The 21,869-nt window shown below is 47.3% G+C and carries 18 protein-coding genes; 10 read left to right on the forward strand and 8 right to left on the reverse strand.

Translation table 11 applies throughout. The features are described 5' to 3' along the window. Positions 1–152: 152 nt before the first annotated feature. The 5 genes from GO755_RS12965 to GO755_RS12985 all read left to right on the forward strand — a co-directional run bounded on the left by GO755_RS12965 (position 153) and on the right by GO755_RS12985 (position 10,430). Entirely contained in the window at positions 153–3,026 is a 2,874-nt protein-coding gene (locus tag GO755_RS12965; protein ID WP_157585355.1) for a glycosyl hydrolase, read from the forward strand. Positions 3,027–3,092: 66 nt separating this feature from the next. Next, on the forward strand, positions 3,093–5,912 hold the full coding sequence (gene galA / locus GO755_RS12970) for a beta-galactosidase GalA (RefSeq protein ID WP_157585357.1): 2,820 nt from the start codon (positions 3,093–3,095) through the stop codon (positions 5,910–5,912). 84 nt (positions 5,913–5,996) lie between these two features. After that, complete coding sequence (locus GO755_RS12975; protein ID WP_157585359.1) at positions 5,997–7,691, forward strand: TolB family protein; 1,695 nt, start codon at positions 5,997–5,999, stop codon at positions 7,689–7,691. A gap of 59 nt (positions 7,692–7,750) precedes the next feature. Further along, positions 7,751–9,274: a hypothetical protein gene (locus GO755_RS12980; RefSeq protein WP_157585361.1), complete on the forward strand. Its 1,524-nt coding sequence runs from the start codon at positions 7,751–7,753 to the stop codon at positions 9,272–9,274. 172 nt (positions 9,275–9,446) lie between these two features. Further along, on the forward strand, positions 9,447–10,430 hold the full coding sequence (locus GO755_RS12985) for a glycoside hydrolase family 43 protein (protein ID WP_157585363.1): 984 nt from the start codon (positions 9,447–9,449) through the stop codon (positions 10,428–10,430). A gap of 106 nt (positions 10,431–10,536) precedes the next feature. Here GO755_RS12985 and GO755_RS12990 read toward each other — a convergent pair whose 3' ends face one another. Beyond that, on the reverse strand, positions 10,537–11,943 hold the full coding sequence (locus tag GO755_RS12990) for a serine hydrolase domain-containing protein (RefSeq protein ID WP_157585365.1): 1,407 nt from the start codon (positions 11,941–11,943) through the stop codon (positions 10,537–10,539). Positions 11,944–12,027: 84 nt separating this feature from the next. Then, positions 12,028–12,738, reverse strand: a complete 711-nt coding sequence (locus GO755_RS12995; RefSeq protein WP_227686955.1) for a dihydrofolate reductase family protein — start codon at positions 12,736–12,738, stop codon at positions 12,028–12,030. Between the two features lie 88 nt (positions 12,739–12,826). Between GO755_RS12995 and GO755_RS13000 the strand changes: the two genes are divergently transcribed. From GO755_RS13000 to GO755_RS13010, 3 genes are all read left to right on the forward strand, one after another. After that, positions 12,827–13,450: a dihydrofolate reductase family protein gene (locus GO755_RS13000; protein WP_157585367.1), complete on the forward strand. Its 624-nt coding sequence runs from the start codon at positions 12,827–12,829 to the stop codon at positions 13,448–13,450. Between the two features lie 430 nt (positions 13,451–13,880). Continuing rightward, on the forward strand, positions 13,881–14,981 hold the full coding sequence (locus tag GO755_RS13005) for a serine hydrolase domain-containing protein (RefSeq protein WP_157585369.1): 1,101 nt from the start codon (positions 13,881–13,883) through the stop codon (positions 14,979–14,981). Continuing rightward, a complete protein-coding gene (locus GO755_RS13010; RefSeq protein WP_157585371.1) occupies positions 14,981–15,730 on the forward strand; it encodes a hypothetical protein in 750 nt (249 codons plus the stop codon). The genes GO755_RS13005 and GO755_RS13010 overlap by 1 nt, the downstream gene beginning before the upstream one ends. Positions 15,731–15,970: 240 nt before the next feature. Here the strand turns inward: GO755_RS13010 and GO755_RS13015 are convergent, their stop codons facing one another. The 4 genes from GO755_RS13015 to GO755_RS13030 form a co-directional block, all read right to left on the reverse strand. Next, the gene (locus GO755_RS13015; protein ID WP_157585373.1) at positions 15,971–16,459 is read right to left on the reverse strand and encodes a hypothetical protein; all 489 of its coding nucleotides are present in this window, start codon (positions 16,457–16,459) and stop codon (positions 15,971–15,973) included. Between the two features lie 689 nt (positions 16,460–17,148). Beyond that, on the reverse strand, positions 17,149–17,907 hold the full coding sequence (locus GO755_RS13020; RefSeq protein WP_157585375.1) for an SDR family NAD(P)-dependent oxidoreductase: 759 nt from the start codon (positions 17,905–17,907) through the stop codon (positions 17,149–17,151). 76 nt (positions 17,908–17,983) lie between these two features. Next, on the reverse strand, positions 17,984–18,610 hold the full coding sequence (locus tag GO755_RS13025; RefSeq protein ID WP_157585377.1) for an NADPH-dependent F420 reductase: 627 nt from the start codon (positions 18,608–18,610) through the stop codon (positions 17,984–17,986). Between the two features lie 16 nt (positions 18,611–18,626). Further along, the gene (locus GO755_RS13030) at positions 18,627–19,379 is read right to left on the reverse strand and encodes an SDR family NAD(P)-dependent oxidoreductase (RefSeq protein ID WP_157585379.1); all 753 of its coding nucleotides are present in this window, start codon (positions 19,377–19,379) and stop codon (positions 18,627–18,629) included. A gap of 106 nt (positions 19,380–19,485) precedes the next feature. Here GO755_RS13030 and GO755_RS13035 point away from each other — a divergent pair, with 106 nt between their 5' ends. Both GO755_RS13035 and GO755_RS41980 read left to right on the forward strand, forming a co-directional pair. After that, the gene (locus GO755_RS13035) at positions 19,486–19,857 is read left to right on the forward strand and encodes a winged helix-turn-helix transcriptional regulator (protein ID WP_157585388.1); all 372 of its coding nucleotides are present in this window, start codon (positions 19,486–19,488) and stop codon (positions 19,855–19,857) included. 144 nt (positions 19,858–20,001) lie between these two features. After that, positions 20,002–20,127 (forward strand): hypothetical protein, encoded by a 126-nt coding sequence (locus tag GO755_RS41980; RefSeq protein ID WP_317165868.1) that lies wholly within the window; start codon positions 20,002–20,004, stop codon positions 20,125–20,127. Here GO755_RS41980 and GO755_RS13045 read toward each other — a convergent pair. Then, a complete protein-coding gene (locus GO755_RS13045) occupies positions 20,085–20,420 on the reverse strand; it encodes a metalloprotease family protein (protein WP_198174827.1) in 336 nt (111 codons plus the stop codon). The genes GO755_RS41980 and GO755_RS13045 overlap by 43 nt on opposite strands. A gap of 86 nt (positions 20,421–20,506) precedes the next feature. Further along, on the reverse strand, positions 20,507–21,868 hold the full coding sequence (locus GO755_RS13050) for an erythromycin esterase family protein (RefSeq protein WP_317165855.1): 1,362 nt from the start codon (positions 21,866–21,868) through the stop codon (positions 20,507–20,509). Position 21,869 lies beyond the last annotated feature (1 nt).

Raw genomic sequence — 21,869 nt, forward strand, 5'->3', positions numbered from 1 at the left:
TTACCCCACCCCAACCCCTCCCCTGAAAACCAAGGGAGGGGCTAGAAAGGGGACTTTTGCCCCCCTCCCCTTATTTCAAGGGGAAGGGCCGGGGGTGGGGTAAAATGCCGCAAAACAATTGCACAAGTATTTAAAAAATTGAGATTAAAAAGATGATACCTGTGTCCCACAACCGGAAATCGATTTTAGCCATTGCTTTTTCAGTAATGATGCTTTCTGCATTTGGGCAGAAAGCTCCTCGTCTGGTGAAAAGCCCAACCGAAAAATGGTTTCCGAAATATGACTTTAATCTGCGGACGTTTCAGAATCCAGCCCTTGATTTTGCACCCTTTACCCGCTGGTGGTGGCCGGGCAATAGTGTGGACAAGACGGAATTAAGACGGGAGATTAATCTGTTTGCCGACAACGGCTTCGGGGGCGTGGAAATACAGCCGATCAACCGATTTGCGCCGGGTCCGAAAGAAGTCAGGGCGAAAGAGATTACCTGGGACACACCAGATTATTATGACAATGTGATTGCGGTCATGCAGGAGGCCCGAAAACGAGGCATTACGGTGGATATGAGCGACGGTAGCGGTTGGCCAGCTGGTGGGCCCTACCTGTCGGCCGAAGATGGTTTTTTGACCTTAGATCATGCAGAGGTGGACGTAGTCAGTGGCCCCATTGCCATCGCACTGCCTACCGTCAAAAAAAGCACAGCAGTTCCGCCCAGATTGGAGGCTGTACTGGCCGTAAAAAAGGGAGCTAAACCAACTGGTGACAATACGAAAACAACTCGGTTAGACTCTGCCTCAACAATTGTTCTTACCAGCTTCGTTAAAAACGACTCGTTGCAGTGGAAATCCCCAGCGGGCGATTGGACAATCATCGCCTTCTGGAGTAAACAGCAAGGCCAAAACGCATTTACGGCAACGCCCAAACAAGGCCCGGTGATGGATCATTTCGATTCCAGCAAAGTGCTCAAGAATTATCGGCATCTGTTTGGTCCACGCACTGGGTTGCAACCGTATTTCGGCAACCCAATGCGGGCCGTTTTTGACGACAGTTATGAGTTCTCCGTTGATCGCCATTACTCGCTAAACTTTCTCGATTTTTTCAAAAAGCGCCGGGGGTATGACCTGGCTCCCTGGTTACCGGCCCAAATGCAGAAAGGTTACAATTTTGTTGTCTTTTCGCGACCCGTGGCCGATCCTGACTTTTCGTTTTCTGACCAGGACTGGCGTCTCAAATACGATTACGATCTGACCCTGAGCGAAGTACTAGGCGAACAGTTTGAGGATGCCACGCGGAACTGGCTGGAACCGCAGGGGTTGCTCCACCGCACGCAGGCGTATGGATTTAACTCAGATATGATGGCCCTGGCCGGCCAGGCGTCGATTCCCGAAACGGAAAGTATGATTGGCCCGGAAGCGAGCCTAAAGCTCATGGCCTCCGGTGGGCTGCTGTATAATCGGCCTATCGTATCCGCTGAGTCGGTTGTTTTTGCGAACCGGGCCTACACCAACACGCCCCAGAAAATCAAAATTGCGGTGGATAAACTCTTTGCTGCCGGGGTTAATCAGATTATCTATCACGGCGTTCCTTACCACTACACACCCACGGAGTTAGGCCCGGAAGGATGGTATCCATTTTCCAGACCAAACAGTGGGACGAGTTATTCGTCGAACCTAGGCGAGGGAAATATCTTCTGGAAAGATCAGAAAGCAATCAATGATTATATCCGGCGAACTCAGTATGCTTTACGTTCGGGAAAACCGCATGCCGATGTACTCATTTACTTCCCGTTTATGGACATTGAGGGAATGCCGGATAACCCCGAAGAGATTTTGGCTAAAGGCGAGTTGCCGGGTGTTGAAGGCCCGCTGCCACCCACGAAAGAAGTAAAAAGTGCGGCCAAAGAAAAGTGGGCACAAACGGCCTATCCACTGATTAATCAACTGGAATCCAACGGGATTACCTGGGCGTGGGTTAATGATTTGTCCATACAAGCCGCTCAATTAACCCCCGATAAGCGAATTAGCATACGCGGCAATACGTATCAGGCCCTTGTGTTGGCGGACGACACCACCATGCAGGTAAAAACAGCCCAACAGATTGGTCGACTGGCAGCAAACGGCATGAACCTGCTAACTATCGGGCGATTACCCCAGAGACAACCCTCCTTTTTGAACTGGAAAGAAAACGATCAGAAAACCGCTCAGGCTATTGCAGCTGCGGTAAAAGCTCAGCGCAGTACGTACGTCAAAAGCGATGCCGAGCTAACAACCTGGATCAGCAGCCTGCCCCGACCGGTTAAGTTCAGGAACCGGTACTCGTTTACACGCTTGGCCCAGCTAAACATGAGCGACGGCAGTCGTATTCAATTCATCTGGAACAAGAGCGACCAATGGCAAACACTTTCCCTGTCGCTCAATAAGCAATACAAAACCAGCTATTGGATCAATGCGGATCTGAATACCGCTATCCAAGACAAGGGCCCAGTTGTTACGTACCGGATGCCGCCTTACGGGTCTGTCATCCTCTATGCCTCTACTCAAGAACAGAACGTAAGTAGCCCTGCGTCAAAGGTCGCAACAGATGAAGGAAAAGAACTAATCAGACTTGATACATGGAGTTTGAAAGCGGATAGCGTTGCGATAACGAACAGCCCACTATTTGACTGGCGCTCTAACGAGCAACTCAAATTTTCTTCATCGGAAGGTGTCTACACAACTTCGTTTAAATGGAGTAAGCCTAATTCGGCAACCCGATATACGCTTGATTTAGGGAGGGTATCGTTCATTGCCGACGTTTTTGTCAACGGCAAATCGGCTGGGAAACGCATTTTCGCACCCTACACGCTCGACATCACCCCGCTCCTGATAGTAGGCACGAATCAGCTGGAAATCCGGGTGACACCGGGCCAATTGAATGGCTTTATTCAAAAGGCCAAATTGGGCGATGGTCGCTATCGACAGTTTAAAAACAAAGAGGATCAACTTATGTCGGCAGGCTTGTTAGGCCCGGTAATCATCAGAGAGAATTAACGCCAATAGCTCGAAAATCATCAATAGACTCGCTGAGTCGAGTCTGAAATTCAACGCACAATCGGTATGCAAGCAAGAATTTGGGCCCTGTTGTTTTTGTGCTGTATCAGCAGCCTTATATCGGCGCAAGATCCAGGCCGTAACACGCCAGTTCGCGAAAAGCTAACTTTAGATAAAGGGTGGAAGTTTTTCAAGGGGGATATTCCGTTTCCGGTCGTGAAAGGGCACCGGGAGAGCTACAACAATGCCAAAGCCGGAAATGCGCTGGGGGCAGCCGCTCCGAACTTCGGCGATATGGCATGGCCTATTGTAAACCTGCCCCACGATTGGGCCGTAGAGGGCGCTTTCGATAAAGCCGAAAATATTTCCCAATCGTACCGGAAGAGGGGCATTGGCTGGTACCGTCGTCAATTTAAGCTGGACCCATCCGACCGGGGCAGACATCTTGAAATTCAATTCGATGGCATTGCGACGCATGCTACCATCTGGTTCAACGGGATGGTCGTTCATCGCAACTGGTCGGGGTACACGTCGATGTATGTAGACATAACAGCCTTAGCAAAGTACGGCGATGAGATGAACTCCATTGCCGTGCGGGTCGATGCCGATGATCAAGAAGGCTGGTGGTATGAAGGAGCCGGTATTTACCGTCATAGCTGGCTGGTCAAACGTTCCCCTTTACATGTCATTACAGACGGCATATTTGCCAATCCAATCAAAAACGAAAGCGGTTGGACTATACCGGCGGAGATAACGCTGGCCAATTCGGGTACTCAACCAACGAAGGCCGATGTTCAGGTTAGTCTACTGGATGCAACTGGCAAAACAGTCGCCACCGGGCAGACGCAGACCAGCGTAACGAACCTGGGACAGAACATTGCCCGGTTAACTATCAAGGTCGATAACCCTACGCTGTGGTCGGTCGATAATCCATACCGTTACTGGGTAAAAACAATAGTCAAACAGGGGACTACCTTTGTCGATTCGCTGACAACAACCTGCGGCTTTAGAACCATTCGCTTCGATGCTGATTCCGGCTTTTATCTGAACGAAAAACACCTGAAACTTCAGGGCGTTTGCAATCACCAGGATCATGCCGGGGTGGGCATGGCCGTGCCCGATGCGCTCTGGGAGTTTCGCCTGAGGAAGCTAAAAGAAATGGGTGTGAATGCTTACCGTTGCGCTCATAACCCGCCCTCGGTCGAATTTCTTGATGCCTGTGACCGAATGGGGATGCTGGTGATGGATGAGAATCGCAACTTCAACACGTCGCCGGAATACATGGGCCAATTGCAGTGGATGGTTCGTCGGGATCGCAATCATCCCAGCATTATTTTGTGGTCAGTGTTCAACGAAGAGCCCATGCAGGGGTCAGAGCAGGGCTACGAAATGGTGCGTCGGATGAGTGCCGAAGTGAAGGCGCTGGACACGACAAGGCCAGTCACAGCCGCCATGAACGGGGGCTTATTTGCTCCCCATAATGTATCGAAAGCGGTTGATGTTGTGGGATTTAACTACCAGATGCACATTTACGACCGCTTTCATAAAGAAAATCCGACCATGAAGCTGACTAGTTCGGAAGATGCGTCGGCCTTTCAGGTGCGGGGCGAATACAAAACCGATAAGGGGAAAAATATAATTGATGCCTACGATAGCGAACGAGCCCTTTGGGGCGCTACGCACCGGGGAGCCTGGAAGGCCATTGTTGAGCGACCGTACTTAGCCGGAGCCTTCGTTTGGACAGGGTTTGATTATCGGGGCGAACCCTCGCCGTTTAGCTGGCCCTCCGCCAGTTCCTTCTTCGGGGCGATGGATCTCTGTGGCTTTCCCAAGACCGCCTTTTACATTCACCAGGCGCAGTGGGTGGCCGACAAACCCATCCTCAATATGGTACCCCACTGGAATTGGTCTGCCGATAGTGTGGGCAAATCCATTAAGGTTATGGTGATGAGCAATGCCGACAGTGTACGACTGGTGCTAAATGGAAAACCGGTCGCCGGGCAGCGGGTGGATACATACGAAATGAATACATTTCAGGTGCCCTACAGTCCGGGGAAGTTAGAAGCAATAGCCTATAAAGGAGGGAAAGAAATCGCCCGAACGAAGCAGGAAACCACCGATCCTCCAGTAGCCGTACAACTTGTGCCCGACCGCTTAGCACTCGACGGTGATGGACAGGATGCAATGCCCATTACGGTGCGCGTTGTCGATAAGAAAGGCCGCGAGGTTCCCACGGCTAGCAACGTGGTAAAACTTAGCATCAAGGGAAGCGGCCGAATCATCGGTGTGGGAAACGGCGACCCCAATTCGCACGAGTTGGAAAAAGGCGATCAACGTAGCCTGTTCAATGGGTTAGCCCAGGTCATTGTGCAAGCCGATGAAGGTATAATTCCCGTCGAATTGATGGCCAGTGCTGAGGGCTTGCAGCCATTTACCTTACGAATTCCGGTCAGGAAAGCCCCGTTAGTAGCGGCTGTGCCGATGGTACGTCCAACGCTTCAACTAACGGAATGGCGAATGAGTCCCTTCACGGATTCGAAACCAAATCCAGTAATAGAAATAGCCGAGAATGACATGAATTCGTGGCTACCGACCAAAGCTGCTCAGCTACAAACCTTTGCCGAAGGGCGATTTGCTCTGTTTAGAACCAGCTTCACCCTGACCGATTCTCCCGGCGAAACCGACCGTACACTATCGTTAAAGAGCCTGACTGGAAAAGCGGAGGTATGGCTGAATAACCAATTGATTTTTACCAAGGCTAGTGAGGGGAGTGAAGCGGTGAGAATTCCGTTCAAGGGTATGAATAAGACCTATAAACTAGTTGTGCTAATCGAAGCAGAGAAGGCTAAGCAAGCCGGATTTGGGGGCGTCGTTAACGTAGAATAACCAGATTCTGACGTATTGATAATTGGGGAAATTGTTTGTTTTCTGTTTTTAAAGATCTGTTAATCAATTAATTGAAATAAAATTATGAAAATGCCCAGTTGTTTGAAAGGCATATATCTTGCCACAACGCTTCTTTTGGTTAACACCGTTGGTTTTAGCCAGACAGTTACTAACCAGGCACCCAATTATGCGATTATTCCCAAACTTCCTCTTCCTCCCAAGCCGGAGCCGTTCACCGTTTCAACAATACCCTTACCGGCGAATGTAGTCGAAAGTGACGTGGTCAACTATCTCCCGGACGGGAAGCATATCATCGCAGAGGTGCATTATGCGGGTAAAAAAAAGGGGGACATCGCCGTTATGAACGAAGACGGTAGCGATTTCAAGTGTCTGACCTGTGAGTTGAAAGAAGAAATTGGTGGCGAAATGCCCGTGCCACTACCAGACGGGAAACGCGTGTATACACCCAATGGTATTCTGGAATGCAGTCCCTCTATCGTTGATTGTAAAGTGGCTCGTATTCTTCCATTGGTCTATCCAGATATTCCGCAGGCGAAGTATCTTATGCATATAGCTACCAATATGTCGCCTGATGGCATCCATGTGGCATCAGGATTGGTAACGACCAAAGGGTATATTGTACTAGTCAGTGAACTAACAAGAGTATCAGATAGTAAAGGCGATCACTATGAACTGCAAAAGGGAAAGGTGGTTGCCGGTAGCTCGAGTGGATCTGATTTGACGGGATTCAGACCTAAAATAGACGGGGCCGGCGAAGTGAAAAGTTTTGCCGATGGCGGAAAGTCGCTTATCAATCTTGGTTTCTTTGAAGGTGACAATTTCGACCTGGCCAAGATTGACCTGACTAATGGCAGCGTAACTCGTCTAACGAAACATTTCAGTTATGACGAAGGCACCTATCCCTCACCCGATGGAAACTGGGTCATTTTTCAAACCCACAGGCACACCACACGCATGGATGCGTTTGGTCTGATTCCTCGACCCCTTATTGCCGGATTGCCGCAGGCAGCCGGTGTTTCCATGCAGCGAAATGCAGAGTATGAAGGCTATCCCAAAGCAACACGCTTTTATGGGCTTACCATGGTGGACAAATACGGCGACCGGGCCCGGTTGCCCGAAGAAGGCTATACAGGAATAAATCTGATGACGGATAAAGACGATGTTACACTTTATCATCATCTGGGAAATTTCGCGTGGCACCCCACCAGTACTCATGGCATTTTTTGGGAACAAAAAGACCCCAAAACCGTAAAAGAGGGTGAATCAACCGGGCGGCTACGTATGATTCGGTTTACATCCAGAAAGCCCACAAAACCGTTAACGCCCGTTCGACCTGAAATAAACTGGGCACCTGATCTGAAGGACTATAAATGGATCACCCCAACCTATCCGGAGAAGGGAACTCTAAAAGGATACGTTTCTGGGTATGCTGAAATTAGCACGGTGAAACCGGCCCAAGGGTCTACCGATGAAGTCCGACGAGTCATAAAATACGTTGACTTTTCGGATGATGGCGTATACATTTTAAATGGTGTTGAGTCATCTACGATAGGTACAGCCGACTATACTAAGCCCGTATCCTGGGAGGCTGATATTAAAGTCAGCGGCAAACAGACAGGGTTCTTAAAAGCCAAAGACGTAAAGTTCAGAACGACCAGCATGTCATCCGGGACCATTCAGGCTGAACTTGGTAAACACAAAGTCGAGGTTGACCTTTCTCATGGCATTCCGACCGGTGTACCCGGTGTGCTTCGGTAGGTTCGAACGTTGACAAGAGCACCCATCAGTATTTACCTCCCCAAAACGATCTATTCCTTATGAAAAAATTATTGCTAATTTATTTATTGCCATTGGTCAGTCTTGTCAGTTATGCGCAGAATAAGAATACCCTTGAGCAAACAAAACAAAACGCTATCGATTTGAAGGCGATGCCGCTCATCGGTAAAGTTGATGAGCGATACCAATCTTTCAATATCGAAATGTGTGAAGTAATCGGTGGTGATTTCTGGATACCTTATGAGTTGGTCGATTCAGTAAAAAAGCATTCCAATAAAACCGGATTTGCGGCCTTAAAGTGGAAAATCGAACCGATTAATTTGTACGATAAAAAATTACGTAACCTGGCATCTGCCCTGGGCCCTACCTACGTACGCGTAAGTGGCACCTGGGCCAATGGCGTCTATTTTCAAAACAACGATGAACCTAAATTGACCAGCCCGCCGAATGGTTTCAAAAACATTCTCACCCGGCAGCAATGGAAAGGGGTAATTGATTTTTGCAAGGCTGTCAATGGGAAACTAGTGAGTTCGTTTCCCATTAGCGATGGCATGCGAGACGAAAATGGCAAATGGCAGCCCCAGCAGGTAAAAGCCATTTTAGAGTACACCAAAGCAGCAGGGGGAGAAATTAGTGCGGCTGAATTTTTCAATGAACCTTCCCATGCTTCTCATGGAGACGCTCCCAGGGGCTATAATGGGGATCAGTTCGCCCAGGAGTTTTCCCTCTTTAAATCGTTTGTTGCGAAAGCGGCTCCTAACATGACGATCCTTGGCCCAGGTTCTACCGGCGAAGGGGGCATACTTCCCTCCGGACTGGATCTGTCGGTCGATCAATTGTTGTCGCCTTCACCGAAACCCACCTTTGATGTGTTTACCTATCACTATTATGGCACGGTGTCTAAACGGTGTCTTGGCGCTCAGAAACCGGAACTCGCGTTGACCGCCGACTGGCTAAGTAAAACGGAAAAAGGACTCGAATTTTATCAGCGTGCCAGAGACAAATATGATCCTGGGGCACCCATCTGGCTCACCGAAACGGCTGAAACCGCCTGCGGAGGCAACCCCTGGGCTGTTACTTATATTGACAGTTTCCGATATTTGGAGCAATTAGGTCGCTTAGCTAAAAAAGGCGTGCAGGTCGTGATGCACAATACATTGACACGAAGCGAATATGCCCTGTTAGATCAGGATACCCATAACCCCCGTCCGAATTATTGGGCGGCATTACTCTGGAATAAGCTCATGGGAAATCAGGTATTTGATGGGGGGCAGTTAGAGCCTGGTATTGATATGTTTGTCCACAACTCTAAAATACATTCTACCGGAAGAAGTGTTTTGATTTTAAATACAACTGAAAAAGCCACTGCCGTTACTATACCTGTCGGAGCAACGCAATATTTACTTACTGCGGATGAATTACTTACCAAAAAAGTAAAGCTTAATGGCTCAGAATTAAAACTAACTACGGATGGCAACGTACCACCTATTAAGGGTAAGCCAGTAAAAAAGGGGCAAGTGATCTTGCCAGCTCATGGCATTGTGTTTCTTGAATTCAATAAGTGAAATAAAACTTTATAGCTGACCCGCTTTCTGGCAAATTTATCTATTTTAGGGGCCTATTTTTCCCTGTTTTTGGTCTTGATTTCAAGACTACTTCTATCTGTATTAAGTCAGTATATAATCCTGGTTAGTCAATAATGCCCACCCCTCAACTAATTAGTTATATCCCGAAAAAATGAAATCAATTCTTATTTATCCTTTTCTTTTATTCGCTGTACTACAAGCATCAGCACAGGCAAAGCGAGAGATTTTTTTTGCAGATGTAACCATATATATTGAAGGAGGCATGTATTACCTTACCGGGTCAAAAGGTGGGAGCGTCGGGCCGCAGGGATTTGCCTTTTTAGAATCAAAGGACCTGAAAACATGGGCAGTGCCTGCTAAGTCAACAGATTCGCTAGGTATGATCCTTACCAAAGGCGACCACACCTTCGGCACCAAGGGCTTCTGGGCACCACAAATAATCAAAGATAAGGGCACTTATTATATTACCTATACGGCCGATGAACAAACCGTATTGGCTGAGTCAAAATCGTTATTGGGCCCATACAGGCAAAAAGAAGTTGGACCTATTGATGGTTCTGAGAAAAATATCGATTCCTATATTTTCAAGGATACCGATGGCACATATTACCTCTACTGTGTACGTTTTAATAAAGGTAATTACCTGTATGTAGCCGAGTTTGACATGAAAACCGGTAAGATAAACCCCGAAACCCTGAAAAGATGTTTTGACCAAACAGAACCTTGGGAGGCAACACCTAATTATAAATCAGCCCCCATTATGGAGGGTCCTACCGTTATAAAATTGAAAAATAAATATTACCTGTTTTATTCAGCCAACCATTTCCAGAATATCGATTATGCTGTTGGCTATGCCGTGGCCGATTCGCCATACGGGCCTTGGGTAAAATATAAAAATAACCCTATTATCCATCGTACTATAGTTGGTGAGAACGGATCAGGACATGGTGACTTGTTTGAAGGAATAGACAAGCAATTGTATTATGTATACCATATTCACAACTCATCAGATAAAGTAAGCCCACGCAGGACACGTATAGTGCCAGTAGTAAAACAATGGGATGAAAAAGCCGGTGTTTTTACTTTTAGCGTAAAAGAGAAAGAGGTAATTGTACCTGTAATGGCCGAAAAATGAGGAGCTTTTTTGTGAGATGAAGATTTTCTTTATTGAAGCGGACAATCAATCTCCTCAATAAATACTATTTTTAATTCAGACCGACTTAGGGCCCTCCTATAAGCCATTACCGTTGGTTGGTAAAGGCCTTCAAGATGTAATTTGCTAAGAGTTCGTCAGCCGGCGACTGTTGATTAAAATTGCCGCCGGTAATCACCGTCACCATATGTAGGGTTGGCCAGATGTAGATCCGCTGGCCGCCATTTCCCTGGGCCGCCATGCCCTCGAAACGTGTTCCATTCGCATTGAGGTACTTCAGCCACCACAGGTAGCCATAGTTTACGTTCTGGACCACCGAATGTTTGGTGAACGAAGCGGTGACCCAATCTTGGGAGAGGAGTTGTTTGCCTTGCCACACCCCCTTATTTAAATACAACAGGCCAAACTTAGCCATATCCCTTGGGCGCAATGAAAGCTGACAATAGGTCTCAGCACTCGATGAGTCGGGCTGAAAGTGCCAATCAAACTGGGTGATACCTAAGGGAGTAAATAAGCGCTGGGTGGCAAACTTAGGTAACGATTGATGAGTTTGCTTTTCTATGATGCGGCCTACTGTAATGGGGTTACCGGAACAATACATCCCTTTGCCCCCAGGCACATCACTCATAGGTAAATCCAGGGTATATTTTACCCAGTCCGCCGAATAATCCATTTGGGTTTCATTACCGATTGAGTGCTCATTAGCAACGTCACAATCCAAACCACTTTGATTAGCTAATAAGTGGGCGATGGTGATGGCTTGCTTGGCCGGCGAGTTGTTAGCAACTTGATACTCGGGAAAAAACGGTAAGACAGGCGCGTTCACACTGGTAATGTATCCCTGATCGATGGCGATGCCAGTTAAAGCGGAAATAAAACTTTTGGTGGCTGAGCGGAGCTGATGAAGCCGTTGTTGATTGTATTCATAAAAATATTCTTCGAACACCAGCCGACCGTCTTTAATGATCAACACCGAGTGAATATTAGGATAAATGCCCTTAATAATTTTGTCCACCATCGTTGTAAGTAGTGCTGCATCTAAACCCGATTGCCGGAGATTGCCAACCATTAGGCCATCTTCGTTAGGTGAAGGGGGGTGATAGGTGTAAACCAGTGACTGTCCGGGTGGCCCTAAGCGGGGATACCACATTTGAATGGGGAAACTCAGCGTATCACTGAGTTGGAGAAATTGTTGATGCTTAACCGAATAGGCAATGACTTTGCCTTGTGGATTTCGCTGAAACGCAATGGTATCCTTACTTTGGTTGCGAAACAGGTCAGGGCCAATGGGATAGAGTGGATAGCGGCTTTCGGCGATAATAGCGTATAAGAGCGAATCTCGGGGCGAAGCTGCCAGTTTGAGGGTAGTATGGTTCTGATATTGATAGAGCCCCTGAAATTCCTTAAGTTTTGAATAGGATCGGTAAGAAGACACTTGGGCTTGGGCCGTCAGTGATGCTAGTCCTAGCAGATTGATGAGTAACCACTTGTTCATGGGCGAACTAATGAAGGATGAGTTGTTTCCAGGTGAAGTCGTAGATCAGAAATGATTAACTCGATCAACAAATCAAACACTCCCTTATACTGGTACATACTTATGCAGCACTTTCCCATTTGTGTAGGACGTTATACTTTGTAATGCCAGCACCTTTCGCTCCTTGAAGATTGACAGCCCGCTCCCAATTGCGACGGGATTGATGATGAGGTAATATTCGTCGATCAGATTGAGATCGATCAGCGAGCTAACAAAATCGACACCACCATAAACGAGGAGGTCCTTGCCGGGTTGGACTTTCAGCGTCTGCACGACGGTTGCTAAATCGCCGTTTTCCACTTCGAGGTTGCGGCCGGGGATGTCCGTTTCGGTGCGGCTGAAAGCGATCTTCCGCATGGTAACCATACGTTGCGCTACCGGGTACCAGGGGCTATCGGGCTGGTTATCGACTATGTTTTCCCAATATGGGACGAATCCTGGAACACCTTTGCGGCCCAGCAGAATGGTGTCGCAGCTATCGGCCAGGTCAATGGTGAACTGTAGCGCGGCCGGATCCTGTTTGCCGGCCAGAAGCACCCAATCGCCCTCGCCGTTGGGGCCAGCGGCAAAACCATCAAGAGAGAGCTGTATCTGCAATTTTAATTTTCGCATACTAATTAGTAGTTTGTCCGGGATCGTGTTTGTTTCTAGTACTAATATCCGCAGGCGATCTAAACAGGGTATCGTTGCGATAATAAACGTATGAAATTCGTTTCTCCTAGGTGACCCAATCGGAACCGCTTCGGAATGTCGCATCACGGCGGACCAACCGAAGCGATCAGAGTTAAAGAACGGCTTTTTCACTTAGTTTGCCAACCAGATCAAGTCTACTAAAAATAAAAATATGAGAAAAATTATCGTAACAACCCATGTTACTTTGGATGGTGTCATGCAGGCAGCCCTTTCCTCTGAAGAAGATCCATCAGAGGGGTTTAACTATGGAGGTTGGGCTGCACCTAGTGCGGATGCAATGAGTGGTAGAGCTATACAAAAAGAGATGAATAAACCCGTAGATTACCTGTTGGGTAGAAAAACCTTTGAGATTTTTGCCGCCTACTGGCCTAAACATGCCACTATATGGCCTGGCATCAATACCGGTACTAAATACGTCCTGTCCAAAACGATTAAAACCTCAGATTGGAATAACACGGTATTCCTCCAAAGTTTAAACGATATCCAACAGCTCAAACATTCAGAAGGTGCTGATATTCAGGTTTGGGGTAGTAGCGAGCTTATCCATCTTCTTCTTGAAAATGGCTTAGTGGACGAACTTCATCTTAGAATTTTTCCCATACTTCTTGGCAAAGGAAAAAAGTTGTTTGACAATGGTACGATTCCTACAGCTTTTACCCTGACGGAGCATATTGTCACAACAAAAGGAGTCATTATTGCTCAGTACAAACGAGCCGAAGAACTGTTTCCAACCGAACCTGTTCAAACGTTAATTGATCGATATTTAAATCGCTAAGGGCTGATTGGGGAATATGTTTGGTGTCGACCTTGAATGCGCTGTAAGCGGATTTGTCTATTGGCCAAATACAACCAGCAGACCGAAGTCTACGCTTTAATTCACATATAAATGCAAGAGAAAGTCATCCTGACCCGTCTAAATTAAAGTTATCTGCGTCAGCTTTTCCATCTACCAATATGCTACAGATTGAGCTGCGGTAGCCGGCCGTACCACCGCCTGTGCGGAACTACAGGACAGATGGTAAAATCAGCCTTTTATGAGAGTAGGATTACTATTGCCGAACAGTACACTACATGGGAAGCGGCTGACAATTAAAACAGATTGGTGGCTTGGTTTCGACAGCCTGTTAAATTAAGTTAAGGTTAGCGGCCAGGCTTTTATTAATTTCTGGAAGGCCACACTTTTGTGAGCAACTTAACAGAGAAGAATGAAGTATTTTCGTGTACTGGCTCGTACGGCTATATTCATTGGTTTAACAGCCTGCAATCAGGTCAGTAAGGACCCTCCGCCAACCTATGCCTATCAGCTTCCCCGGCAGATCGCAGATGGTTGGTCAGTAGCTTCGCTCCAAAGCCAGCAAGTCGATCCTAAGCCGATTGAGGAGTTAACCAATCAGATCCTGACTGAGCAATATCACAATATTCACAGTCTGTTGATCGTCAGGAACGGAAAACTGGTCTACGAAAACTACTTCAATGGCTATAACCAATCCATTCCCGAAAACATCTACTCGTCCACCAAAAGCATCACCTCTGTGCTGGTTGGGATTGCCCTCGACAAACACCTGATTGGCAGTGTTGAGGATAAAGTCATTGATTACTTTCCCCAATACGCCGATTTGCCGAACCTAACTCCCGCCAAAAAGCAAATAACGATCCGGAATTTGCTAACCATGAGTTCAGGCCTGGAGTGTGATGATGACCAGCCGCTGTCACCTGGCAATGAAGCAACCATGTATAAGTCAACGGATTGGGTCCGCTATACGCTTAGTTTGCCCATGAAGGCTGATCCCGGCACGATAACAGCCTATTGCACGGGGGGCGTTGCGGTGTTGGGCGGTATTCTTGAGCGGGCGACGGGTAAAACCGTCGACGAGTTTGCTCAAGCCTATTTGTGGAATCCCCTGGGTATTCAGCCCATTCGATGGGATCGCATGCCGACCGGTCAGGTCAATACTAGTGGACGGCTGTTTATTCGACCACGCGACATGGCCAAACTAGGCCAATTAGTTCTGGATCAAGGCAAATGGCAGAGTCAGCAGGTAGTTTCCACTGACTGGGTGAACGAGTTGACTCGCCAACAGGTAGTATTACGCGATCAGGCGTACGGTTATTTATGGTGGCGCAGGCCATTCCTGATGGATGGAAAAACCTATCCTGCTTACTATGCGTCGGGCAACGGCGGCCACTATATTGTCGTTATTCCGAGCGAGAATATCGTAGTTGTTTCAACGGCTGGAAATTTGAATTCCCCATACGCGGCACAGCTATTTGGTATGATTCGATTTGGTATTCTTCCCGCTTTATGATGAGTAAGTATATAGTGACCATACTAGTGGTTTATGGAGTACTAGTGTTGGATAAGCCGGTTCTAGGTCAGCAACGAACGCAAATTTTGGGGCTGACAGCTGGGTTTTCTCCTTTGCAAATCAAGGATCAGTTTCGTTCAGATTACACCTATCGGGGAGTGGGATTGGGTCTGCAAGCTTATTATGGGCAGAACCGATCAACTAAGCAATGGCTACTCGAAGCGGCTTATAGTCGGGCAACCCCACAATCCATCGTCTCCCGAAAAGCGTCCACTCAGCTTGTGGATTTAACGTTCAATTACCTATGGCGATTGTCGTCGATTAGCCGTCCGGGCAATCGGCTTCAGTATTTTGGTGGTCTTGGCGTTCATCTGTTTAGCACGACAACAAATTATTCACCTGATATTGACGTCTCGACGATAGTGACGACAGGCATTGCCGCTTTGGGTTTATCGGCAAAAGCGAGCTACCAACTGAGCGCTAGACAACATATTCAAGGACAGGGCTTTGTATCGGTCCTTAGCGGTGTTTATCGGCCAAATTACGCTTATTTTGGCCGGGATCAACTTGCCATAAGCTGGTTTGGTCAGAATCCGATATTGGGTATTCAGGTATCATATCAGTATCAACTTAGTAAAAAAATAGCGGCAGTCAGTAGCTACCAACTGACCTATTTCCAATACGATAAGCCCCGACCTGTAAATGGGCTATATCAAAGCGTTAGGCTAGGTCTTCAGCGAACGTTTTAAGGGCTTAGTCCCTTATGAGCCATTGTGATCACCTTCCTGATTCGGACCACCTAAGATGAAATCTCGTTCGTCTCAGGTAGGAGCCTTTGTTGAGATTAGGCTTGTTACCTTTCAAGACAGATGTTACTTATCTTTTTGTCCAATAAACTGTAGCAAATCCATATTGCCTGAGTTAACGTAATCAGTATCCCTTTATTAAGTCCGATTTTATGAAGCTTCTGAGTTGTATAAAATCGGACTTTAATTTAGATCAACCTTTACCCGCTTAAACAGAAACACCGTGTCAATTTGGGGATTACCCGTCGCTGGTAGAAACGAGACTCTGATTTCAAGTTTTCCAGTCAACGATCGTTCCTGTAGACCGTGGTCAGCCGCCCAGTTCCGAAGATCCTGGCCCGAAAAACGGCCAATTTGGGCCGCCAGTGTCTTTTCTGCGTTTTTGGGCATTCCAGGGTACGACGGGGCGAAATCAGTCTTTTGAACGGTACCCCTGTCGGAATAAATGGGAGCTGGAACAAGGGTAGAGTCGGCCAACATGAACAGATACGATCCAGTGACCGCAACAGGTTTATTCGCTGTATCGGCTAACATCAGATAGATCGAAAGTGAATCCGGGCTTGGTTTATAGATCGCTACGTCTTTGATCTGAGACACTAGGCTTTGAGGCTGCTGTTTTTTACAGGCGCAAAAAAGGAGACTAGCCAGCAGGAAAAGATAGACGTATCGCATGAGGGGTTGATCATTGGGACTAGCAAAAATAAGCTTTCGAACATCACTATGGAGACTAGCATGAAATACTACTGCACATATCGGATCTCAACTGTTGGGAGGTAAAACGGCGAGTTGGTGAGGCAGTAACCTTTATTCCCAAAGACCCTTAAACCTAGGCATGGGCGAAGATCCAATTATATAGCTTTTTTCTATTCATATCGCCTACCCAGTTCGACTAGAAAGTCGAGGTAATCTTACCTTGGCTTTGTGCCCAACTGCTGGGTCTATAATCATTGATCCGCCTAAATAGGGGTAGGATGCCCTATTGTGAGTAGGCAAATATTTCTTACTTTCTACTCAATCAGGGGCCCCTGTCTCAGACTGAGGAGGGTTTTGAGAGACGATTATTTTCAATACTTGTCGAATGGCCAGCAGCGGCTGACCGTCGCCACCGCGGTTCAGTTTTTAGTTTACGCTTCAGTCGCACTAACGCAAAACCGCTGGTACCAACACGGGCTTTTGTCGCCCGTTTTGTCTGTCAGTTAAACGTGTGGGCCGAAAAGCAAAAAAGCCACGGATATCTTGTATATCTGTGGCTTTTTTGGGCTAAGAATGGGATTGATGACTTCGTTTAGGGCGCAGTCGGTAGAACCACCGTCAACCAATAATGCCGACTCATTGGTTTTCTTTTTTTTGAGTGGATGGAGTTAAAAACCGTACATACCACCCGAAACCGAAAGTTGCTCGCCCGTAATCCAGGCTGCATCATCGGAAGCCAGAAATACGGCAGCTTTCGCAATATCTTCAGGCTGACCCCTACGACCAAGCGGGGTATTGGCAATAAATAGTTGCTCATACTCACTGCCCGTAGTGACGCCCGCACTAGTGGCCCCTTCGGTTTCCGTGGCGCCCGGCAAAATAGAATTGATACGAACGTTTTTTGCTCCCAGTTCTTTCGATAAAGAAATCGTTAGGGCATCTAAGGCCGCTTTCGTAGCAGAATATAACGACACCCCCGCCATCGGCGATTTGCTGGCACCCGAACTGATATTGATGATATTGCCGCCGGTAGAGCCAAACAGGTTTAAAGCTGCCCGGATGGTCAGTACAGGACCCAACACATTGACGTTGAAATGCTGATGAAAAGCGTCTGCTGATGCCTGTTCAACAGGTAAAAATTGCTGAAAGACTGCGTTGTTGACCAAAATATCCAACGTGCCAAACGCCTTCTTTGTTTCGTCAAACAGCCTGATTACATCGGCTTCTTTTGATACATCGCCCTGTATTGCAATGGCTGTGCCTCCATCATCGGTTATAGATTTCACTACGTTATCCGCTGCTTCTTTACTTGATGCATAATTGACAATAACTCTTGCCCCTTCTTTGGCAAATGCCTTTGCAATTCCTGCACCAATTCCTTTTGATGCACCTGTCACTATCGCTACTTTGTTGTTTAATTTACTCATTTCTTTATTATTATTTGATACTGTGGCTCCTTTGGCCACGAGGCAGAATCGCCTTGACATTGGCGATCATGATTCATTAGTCGAATTTGACTAAGTCCTTAAAGATCAGTTGACCCCAGGTATTTCCGTGCGCCTGCACAAGCAGTCCACCTTCCGATAGCCCGCCAAGTTTGATTGCCGCGAAACCCAGATTGTCCGCCAGCGCACTAATCTGCGTTGCTGCGTCGTCATCGTCGCTTGCCAGGAACACGACTCTCCTGCCACCCTGTACGGCCGGATCTTGTTCAAGGACGGCAGCGCCCAAATGGTTGAAACCCTTAACCAGTTTTCCACCCGTGAAGGCCTGCGCGACGACCCTGCCGGAAGGCTGTCCTCCCAGCTGCTCAGGGGACACGCCGTAGGCATTGGTCACATCGACGATGGTCTTCCCCTGCCAGGTGAGCAGCGCCTTTGCGACATCTGGGTGCGCTTCAAAACGCACTGCCAAAAAGATGATGTCTGCCTTAACGGCTTCCGTGAGTGTGGTGGGAATGATCTCGGGTCCGATCGCGGCCGCGGCAGATGCAAAGCTTTCCGGGTCTCGCGTAGTGGCAACGGCTACGTCGATGCCCTTGCGGGCAAACGCCTTGGCCAGGGCCTGGCCGATCTTGCCGAAGCCGATAATGGCGTAGCTTCTTGCTACGTTGTTTTTAAATTCACTCATTTTCAGAATTTTTTAATTACTTAGCCAAATAGGTCATACCCCCATCAACCAGGAGTTCAGCACCCAGCATAAACGAAGAATCATCAGAGGCCAGGAAAACCGCTGTTTTACCAATATCCGATGGTTGCCCAATCCTGCCGATCGGCATGACACCGGCATAGTGTTTTTTAACCGCGTCAATTTGTTCGGCAGGAACAAACTTGTCAAAGGCTGGTGTATCGGTTGTACCGGGTGTGATGACATTAGCTCTGATCTTTCTCTCTAAAAGGTCGCTTGAAAATCCTTTCGCTAAATAGATGATAGCCGCTTTTGCCGCTCCATACAGCGAAAATGAGGAATAGGCCCGATGGGCGGCATTTGACCCGATAAGAATAATTGAGCCACCATCATTCATATAGGGCAGTGCTTTTTGAACTGTGAAGTAGACACTCTTCAGGTTCAGATCCATTGCCTTGTCATAGTCGGCTTCGCTGGTATCTGCCACCGTTCCAATCGTTCCACCACCCGCATTGGCTACAACCACGTCTATTTTACCAAACTTTTCCGCTGTTTCTTTAAACACTCTTTCCAGGTCGGTCAGGTTGGTTACATCGGCATTGATGGCTATAAACGTATCGCCAAGCTGAGCCGCAGCACTCGCTAACGTTTCCTGATTTCTGCCGACAATAGCACCTACCGCTCCTTCCTTTTTAAATTCCTGGGCAATGCCCAATCCAATGCCACTATTACCCCCTGTAATCACGGCAACTTTGCTGTTTAGCTTACTCATTTTTTAGCTACTTTTACATTTGTTTCGCAAAGGAACCATCAATAGTTTATTTTTGAAACTATAATAGTTTATTCTGGTTACTAGTAGGTAACTACAAATTTTGACTATGAAAGACGACCGATTTTGCAATTCGAATTGTCCATTTACGAGAGCTATTGGCACCATTGGTAATAAATGGAAGCCAATCATTATTAATGTACTTGGCACCCGTACCATGCGTTTTGGTCAGTTAGATGCCATCGTACCCCACATTTCAAGGAAAGTGCTGACCGAACAGTTAAAAGAGTTGGAGGAAGATGGCTTATTGGAACGATTGGCGTTTAAGGAACTACCTCCAAGGGTAGACTATAAATTGTCTGAAAAAGGCTTAGCTTTTTTGCCAATTTTAGAACACATCAAAGAATGGAATTTAAAATATGAAGTAGCTACAATCCCCAAAGAGACTGATTACCAATGGAGTAAACTCCCCACCGACTGATTGCCCTGAAAAGACCGAAACTAGCCCATTACTAGTTATCTAAGAAAGGGGAAACCAGTAGCTGTTTATTACGAAACAGGTTTTGAGAACCTGTCTCATTTTTCTTCTGGCTTTTAAAAAAATGGGTCATGCTTCAACTGACTCATCAAGCGAACCGTAGTCGGGGATTACCCCGTTAAGATTTCGTATACAGCAGAAGCCTATGCCGATACGTTAATTCCCATCATCTACGCCATGAAGGATTGGGGCTTAACCACCACTACCCGGTAAGTCTGCGCCTTCAGCGGTACGGTACTGTGGAAGTAAGGCGTTAGACTCTGCCATTGTACCCCAAATTTAGTATCCTGCCAGCTTACTCGTCCATACCAAACCGCTGTCAGGCCATGAATGAGTTCGTGAGCAAGCATGCCCATGATCATCAGTAGGCCGAACCAAAGCGAGGTAGAAAGTTGGATGTGGCTGGACAGGTGAACTTCCCAGATGAGATCATAGGGCCAAAGTAACAGAGGAGTTCCTAAGCAAAAAGCGACTAGTCCGTAGATTTGGGCCCTCAGGGCGGACATTGTAAGCTCTTGGGTAACCATGTAACGTAGAGTGATGAATCACGGTAATTGAGGGCAACCTTAAACAGGCCAGAAAACTGGGGGTGTTACAAAATGTGGGTGGGTGTCGTATCCCGAAAATGGATCAGTACATCGAAACTACCCGTTAGAGGATAATTATACAGGTACTTTTGGGGATTACTACCATCGTAACCGGCACCTATTAAAAGAAGAGGCTGAGTCCCCCGGAGCCAATTCCGTAGCGATGAATCCGCAGGGGATTGGGTAAGGTTAAGCATAAAATTAGGATACTGTACCTTACCTAACAGGTAGTTCGAGGTGCTTTTAATGGATTCGGACTGGATCGATAAGCTGCTAAGCGGGAGATTGGTTTTGCTGGCATCGATAGCCGTGAAGGTGCCATTGGAAAAACTTGTCCCAACAATCAGGTACTTACTCCCCAACTGCTGCTTGAGCAGATAACCCATCGAAGCAGAGCCGCAACTCGAAGGAACGTTCGCCACATGACCACTGTGAGCCCATAAGCCTAGTTTATGAATGCCCAGTGTCTGGTAGAGCCACTGAATGTTTTCGGCCATGTATTGTTCCCGTTTTGAATAACTCAGGCAAGTCGCCTGATTACTGCTGATTACATCCTGGTTTTGAATCAGTACGCGCACGGCGTGCCGGGCTAGTTGATACGCTTGCTGACCACCAGCAGCTATCCATTGAGCCTCATGGTTAACAAAGAGATTGTATAAAGTGGGTAAACGCTGGGAATATTGCTGCCAGGCAGCATGGGTACTTGATCCCCCGCTAAGGGAATATAAGTTCACGATTGAATCCATTGAAGCCACGGAAGCGGGATCGACCGTCGACAAAAATTCGCTAACTATAGGAAAATTATCATCGGCCGATTGGCAATCGAAGCCATAAAACGAGATTTTCTGATCAGCAACTTTACCCGTATTGTAGTCTTTCATCCACTGGAGCAGATCACTTACTTCGGTAACCTGCCAGGGCCACAAGCGAAGACTTCTGGCGGCATCTGTCGTCCAGCCGAAGGAAGTACTTTCCCCATGAATAAACCGATTAATGGTGAGACAAAGGCCAAAGTCAGCTTCAAAGCCAAGCGCCTGATAACTTTGGTGTTGGACTATATACCGAAACAACCGGTCTTTCATTTGGAAAAACTCATGGGTGCCATGGGTACCTTCGCCCAGGCCAATCACCTGGGCTTTAGCCAGGACGCTATCCAGTGGGGATAGATCCGCAAAACTACGTGTAGGATCAGCGTCCTGAATGGGCAATGCCACCTGGTTAAGGGCCTGGACAACGGCGAGTTGGCTGGTCGATAGCCCTTGATTCGGATCGGGGTCCGTGTGTTTACAACTAGCGATTAACAGGCTGAGTCCCAGAAGACAGAAAAGCCTATACGTTGGTGAGAACATAGCCTTATCCAAATGCACA

It is taken from the genome of Spirosoma arboris (assembly GCF_009754945.1).
Taxonomy (GTDB): domain Bacteria; phylum Bacteroidota; class Bacteroidia; order Cytophagales; family Spirosomataceae; genus Spirosoma; species Spirosoma arboris.